This is a genomic window from Micromonospora sp. ATLC20, from assembly GCF_057196585.1.
Genome location: NZ_JBXUOV010000277.1, coordinates 1 through 4,929, shown reverse-complemented (window position 1 = coordinate 4,929; position 4,929 = coordinate 1). Strand labels below are relative to the sequence as shown.

General features: G+C 74.1%; 5 protein-coding genes and 1 pseudogene. 4 read left to right on the top strand and 2 right to left on the bottom strand.

The annotated features are described in order from the left end of the window. Positions 1-21: 21 nt before the first annotated feature. Positions 22-744, bottom strand: a complete 723-nt coding sequence (locus AC2CHG_RS29935) for a type 1 glutamine amidotransferase (protein ID WP_013287612.1) — start codon at positions 742-744, stop codon at positions 22-24. Then, positions 734-1,981 carry a MurT ligase domain-containing protein gene (locus AC2CHG_RS29930; RefSeq protein ID WP_128138608.1) on the bottom strand — a complete coding sequence of 416 codons (1,248 nt, stop codon included), beginning with the start codon at positions 1,979-1,981 and terminating at the stop codon, positions 734-736. The genes AC2CHG_RS29935 and AC2CHG_RS29930 overlap by 11 nt, the downstream gene beginning before the upstream one ends. A 355-nt stretch (positions 1,982-2,336) precedes the next feature. On the opposite strand from AC2CHG_RS29930, the gene mraZ reads away from it, so the two are divergent. The 4 genes and pseudogenes from mraZ to AC2CHG_RS29910 form a co-directional block, all read left to right on the top strand. Then, positions 2,337-2,768 (top strand): division/cell wall cluster transcriptional repressor MraZ, encoded by a 432-nt coding sequence (gene mraZ / locus AC2CHG_RS29925; protein WP_073831045.1) that lies wholly within the window; start codon positions 2,337-2,339, stop codon positions 2,766-2,768. Positions 2,769-2,972: 204 nt separating this feature from the next. Continuing rightward, the gene (gene rsmH / locus AC2CHG_RS29920) at positions 2,973-4,082 is read left to right on the top strand and encodes a 16S rRNA (cytosine(1402)-N(4))-methyltransferase RsmH (RefSeq protein ID WP_366622270.1); all 1,110 of its coding nucleotides are present in this window, start codon (positions 2,973-2,975) and stop codon (positions 4,080-4,082) included. After that, positions 4,079-4,660: a cell division protein FtsL gene (gene ftsL, locus AC2CHG_RS29915; RefSeq protein WP_262014590.1), complete on the top strand. Its 582-nt coding sequence runs from the start codon at positions 4,079-4,081 to the stop codon at positions 4,658-4,660. The genes rsmH and ftsL overlap by 4 nt, the downstream gene beginning before the upstream one ends. Positions 4,661-4,663: 3 nt before the next feature. Further along, positions 4,664-4,929: pseudogene (locus tag AC2CHG_RS29910) on the top strand (penicillin-binding protein 2); the annotation flags it as partial.

Sequence of the window (4,929 nt, the reverse complement as noted above, 5' to 3'; positions counted from 1 at the left end):
GCCCCGGCCGGGCGGCGCCGGTCACGGCCTCGGGGCGGCGGCCACCGCGGTGCGGCGTTCGGAGCGGAGGCGGTCGGCCCAGGTGTCGTCGAGCGGCGGAAGCTGGTGGATGCCGGTCGCCCAGCGCAGCAGCAGGTCGGCCAGGTCGGGGTTGCGCGCCAGCGCCGGGCCGTGCGAGTAGGTGCCGAGCAGCTTGCCCCGCCACGCGCCCTCGGTGGCGCCGTCGTTGCCGACCCCGGTGGTGACCCGGGCCAGCGGGGACACGCCCGGGCCGAGGTGGGTGCGGCCGCCGTGGTTCTCGAACCCGGACAGGTGCGGGATGCCCAGCCGCGGGTCGACCTCACCGGCCAGCTCGCCCACGGCCCGGGTGGGGCCGCGGTCGGAGGAGAGGTCGAGCAGCTCCAGGCCGGCGCAGCGGGTGCCCTTGGCGAAGAAGGAGGTGCCGAGCAGCTGGTAGCCGGCGCAGACGCCGAACACCACCGAACCCTGGGCCACCGCCCGGTGCAGACCGCCGTCGGCGATCAGGCGCTGGGCGCCGAGCGCCTGCGGGCCGTCCTCACCGCCGCCGAGCAGGTAGATGTCGGCGGTGGCGGGCAGCCGCTGGTCGGAGCGGACCTCCAGCACCTCGACCGGCATGCCGCGCAGCTGGGCCCGGCGGGCCAGGATCAGCGCGTTGCCCCGGTCGCCGTAGGTGGACAGCAGGTCGGGATAGATCCAGACGATGCGCAGGCTCTCAGTTGACACGGTCCAGCTCCGCTCGGATGTCCTGGAAGGCGGTGTAGTTGGCGATGACCTCCAGCCGGCCCGGCGGCACCGCGCGGACGGCCTCGTCGAAGCTGCGGACGTGCTGGAACGGCACGCCGTTCACTTCCAGCCGCACCGCCAGGTCGTACGCCCGGTCGCCGGTGATCAGCACCTGCCGGCCGGTCAGCGGGGAGAAGTCCACGTCGAACAGCCAGGAGGTGTCCAGCCCGTCGGGGTCGCGGGCGTTGATGGACAGCAGTGTCGGCGCGACGTCGGCCATGTCGAACGCCTCCAGCCAGCTCGCCGGGTTCTTCGCCAGCAGCAGCCGGATGTTGCGCCCGTCGCGGTCGACCTGGGCGTAGCGGCCGGCCACCGAGGTGACGGTGCCGAGCCGGGACACCGCGTCCACCGGGCGTACGCCGAACTCGGCGGCGACGGCCAGCGCGGTGGCCGCGTTGCCGAGGTTGACCTTGCCGGGGAGCTGGAGCTGGATCTTGTGCCAGGCGCCGGTGGGGTCGAGCACGCCGTCGTCCTCGACCGTCCAGTTCGGCTCGGGGCGGCGCAGCGGGCAGCCGGTGCACCACCACTGCTCGCCGGAGCGCTGGATGGTGGAGCCGCACTCGGGGCAGACCCAGGAGTCGTCGTGCCAGCGCTGCCCGGCGCTGAACCAGGTGACGTGCGGCGGCACGTGGCCCTGGGCCGGGTCGGCCGGCGGGCACGCGGCCCACACCACCATCGGGTCGTCGGCGTTGGCGACCACCCGTACCCGCGGGTGCCGGACCAGGGCGGCGCGCCAGAGCTGCGCCATCATGGCGACCTCCTTGGCCCGGTCGAGCTGGTCGCGGGAGAGGTTGAGCAGCGCCACCACGTGCGGCTCGGTCGCCTCCAGCACCTGGGCGAGGTAGTGCTCGTCCACCTCCAGCACCGCGTACGGCGTGCTGCCGGCCTTTGCCAGCGCCGAGGTGTGGCCGGTGGGCATGTTCGCGCCGAAGGAGTTGGTGGCGACCCGGCCCAGCACGCCGACCGCGGCGGTGGTGAGCCGGGTGGTGGTGGTCTTGCCGTTGGTGCCGGACACCAGGGCGATGGCCCGCCCGGCCGAGAGGTGGGCGAGCAGGTCCGGGTCGATCTTGAGGCCGATCCAGCCGCCGATCACCGAGCCGTCGCCACGGCCCGCGGCCCGCGACAGCGCCGCGGCGGTGCGCGACACGGAGCTGGCCACCTTTGCCCGCAAGGGCATCTTCGCGTCCGTCACGCGAGCGAGGTTACCGGACCGCCACCTCCACCAGATCGCCGCCGACGGCGAACCGTTCGGCCGGGGACGGCCCGGCGGACGGGCGGAGCGCGCGGGGCCGGACGGCGGCGGTCGATGTCGGGTAGCGGACGGTGTGGGGCGCGCCCCACCCCCTCCACTCCGCCCCACCCGTGTTGACGTGCGGTTTTGCGCGCGGAAACGCCACGCCGCGCGGGCGATTCTGGTTGCAGGTGGAGGGAAGTGGAGTAGAGTGGGGCGCGATGGTGAGGCCGGGAGGGCCACACCGGCCCGGGGGGTCAGCGGCGCCGCGAACGCCGCTCAGGGCGAGGGGGTTGGGCCGATGTTCCTCGGCACCCACACTCCGCGCCTGGACGACAAAGGCCGGTTGATCCTGCCGGCGAAGTTCCGGGACGAACTGGCGGGGGGTGTCGTGATCACCAAAGGGCAGGAGCGCTGCCTCTACGTCTTCCCGATGCCCGAGTTCCAGCGGATCGCGGACCAGTTGCGCGCGCAGCCGATGACGAGCAAGGCGGCCCGGGCCTACAGCCGGGTCTTCTTCGCCAGCGCGCACGACGAGGTGCCGGACAAGCAGGGGCGGGTCACGATTCCCGGCCACCTGCGGTCGTACGCGGCACTGGACCGGGATCTGGTCGTGATCGGAGCGAGCACCCGGGTGGAGATCTGGGACAGGGCGGCCTGGGAGGCCTACCTCGCGGAGAGCGAAGACGACTTCGCCGACATCGAGGAGGGGGTGCTGCCCGGCGGTCTGTAGGGCGTGACGGCGCCCGACGTACTGCGAGATCTCCAGCCGCTTTCGAGTTCCTGGCACCCCTTCCCCGGTGCCAGGCGCACGATCCGACACGGAGGGCCGCGGCCTCCGGCGGGCGGGAGCGGATGGGGATCTGGCGGTATGGCGAGGCGTCGTGGCGACGACGGACACGTGACGGAACGGTTGGCGAACGGGGTGGGGGTCGAGATGGGGGAGCTACGCGGCACGCACGTGCCGGTGCTGCTCGAGCGGTGTCTCGAGCTGCTGGCCCCCGCACTGGGCCGGCCCGGTCGCACCGTGCACGTCGACGCCACGCTCGGCCTGGCCGGGCACGCCGAGGCGGTGCTCTCGGCGCATCCGGACACGGTGCTGATCGGCCTGGACCGGGACACCGAGGCGCTCGCCCACGCGCGGGTCCGCCTGGCCCGGTTCGCCGACCGGATCCACCTGGAGCACGCCGTCTACGACGAGCTGCCCGAGGTGCTCGACCGGCTCGGTTACCCGGCGATCGACGGGGTGCTGTTCGACCTCGGCGTCTCGTCCCTGCAACTGGACGCGCCCGACCGCGGGTTCGCGTACGCGCAGGACGCGCCGCTGGACATGCGGATGGACCAGACCCGGGGGGTGACCGCCGAGGAGGTGGTCAACACGTACTCCCACCCGGACCTGGCCCGCCTGCTGCGGGTGTACGGCGAGGAGAAGTTCGCCGGGAAGATCGCCTCGGCGATCATCCGGGAACGGGAGCGCAACCGGATCACGTCCTCGGCCCGGCTGGCCGAGCTGGTCCGGGACGCCATTCCGGCACCGGCCCGACGAACCGGTGGACACCCGGCAAAGAGAACGTTTCAGGCTTTACGGATCGAGGTAAACAGAGAACTGGCAGCGCTGGAGACGGCGCTGCCGGCTGCTCTGGACAAGCTCACAGTGGGCGGCCGCATGGTGGTCCTGTCCTACCACTCGCTGGAGGACCGGCTCACCAAGCAGGCGCTCGCCGATCGGGTCCGCAGTAAGGGCCCGATCGACCTCCCGGTCGAGCTGCCCGGGTCGGGCCCGACGTTCCGGCTGTTGAGCCGGGGCGCCGAGCTGCCCGGGGAGGCGGAGGTGGCCGCGAACCCGCGTGCCGCCTCGGTGCGGCTGCGGGCCGCGGAACGGCTCGACCCGGAGGCGGCCCGGCAGGGGCGTACCGACCGCGAACGGTACCGCCGCCGGGTGAAGGCGATGCACCAACCGGGGACGGGGTCACCGGGGTCCGGCGAGGACCCGCGGTCGGTCCCGGGGGACGCGAACGGGACGGACGAGGAGGGGGAGGGGACATGAACGTCGAGAAGCGCGACGGCCGGGGAGCCGTCGGGCAGCGCGCACCGCGGTCGGGGGGCCGGACCGCGGCGCAGCGCACCACGCGGGACACGACCGCGACCGACCGCCGGGAGCAGGCTCGCGCCCGGGGGGCGCGCGAGTTTCCGACGCAGGGCAGCGCCGCGCTGCGGCCGGCCGAGCGTACCCGGGTCACCGGCGCGCCCGCGCCGCGTCTGCGGGTCGCCCCGCCGGCGCCGATCCGGGTGCCCCGGGCTCCGTTCGTCGCGCTGATCCTGGTGCTGGTGGTCGGCGGGGTGCTGGGCATCCTGGCGGTCAACACCAAGATCAACGAGAACGCGTTCAAGCTGGAGAAGCTCCAGCAGCAGCAGGCCAAGCTGGACGTGGACGAGCAGGAGCTGAAGAAGGAGATCGCCAAGCAGGAGGCGCCCGGCAACCTGACCGCCAACGCCCGGCGGCTCGGCCTGGTCGAGTCCGAGGACCCGGCCTACATCCGGCTGCCGGACGGCCAGACCATCGGGGTGCCGCACCCCGCGCAGGGCGCCCCTTCGGTCACCAGCCCGCAGGGCAACGGAGGCTGAGCGATGCCGCCGAGATCGGATGATCCGCGCCGGGACGCCAATGGCTCCCGGCGCGGATCGTCGCGGGGGTCGGAGCCGCGCGAGCCGGGCCTCGGCGGGATCTCCGACGCCCGCGCGTACACCCCGCGCGGGCGGACCGTGCGCGAGGGCGGCGGCGCCGAGCAACGGCGTACCCCCCGGAGCAACCGGTCCGGCGACCCGTTCCGGCCCGCGTTGCAGGTGCTCGACGGCGGCCGGGCCGGCCGGGCCGGCACGCGCGAGCCCGCCAC

Bases quoted from the DNA above. Each gene is read 5' to 3' on its own strand.
- AC2CHG_RS29930 (WP_128138608.1), bottom strand. From the start codon at position 1,981: ATGCCCTTGCGGGCAAAGGTGGCCAGCTCCGTGTCGCGCACCGCCGCG.
- mraZ (WP_073831045.1), top strand. From the start codon at position 2,337: ATGTTCCTCGGCACCCACACTCCGCGCCTGGACGACAAAGGCCGGTTG.
- rsmH (WP_366622270.1), top strand. From the start codon at position 2,973: ATGGGGGAGCTACGCGGCACGCACGTGCCGGTGCTGCTCGAGCGGTGT.
- ftsL (WP_262014590.1), top strand. From the start codon at position 4,079: ATGAACGTCGAGAAGCGCGACGGCCGGGGAGCCGTCGGGCAGCGCGCA.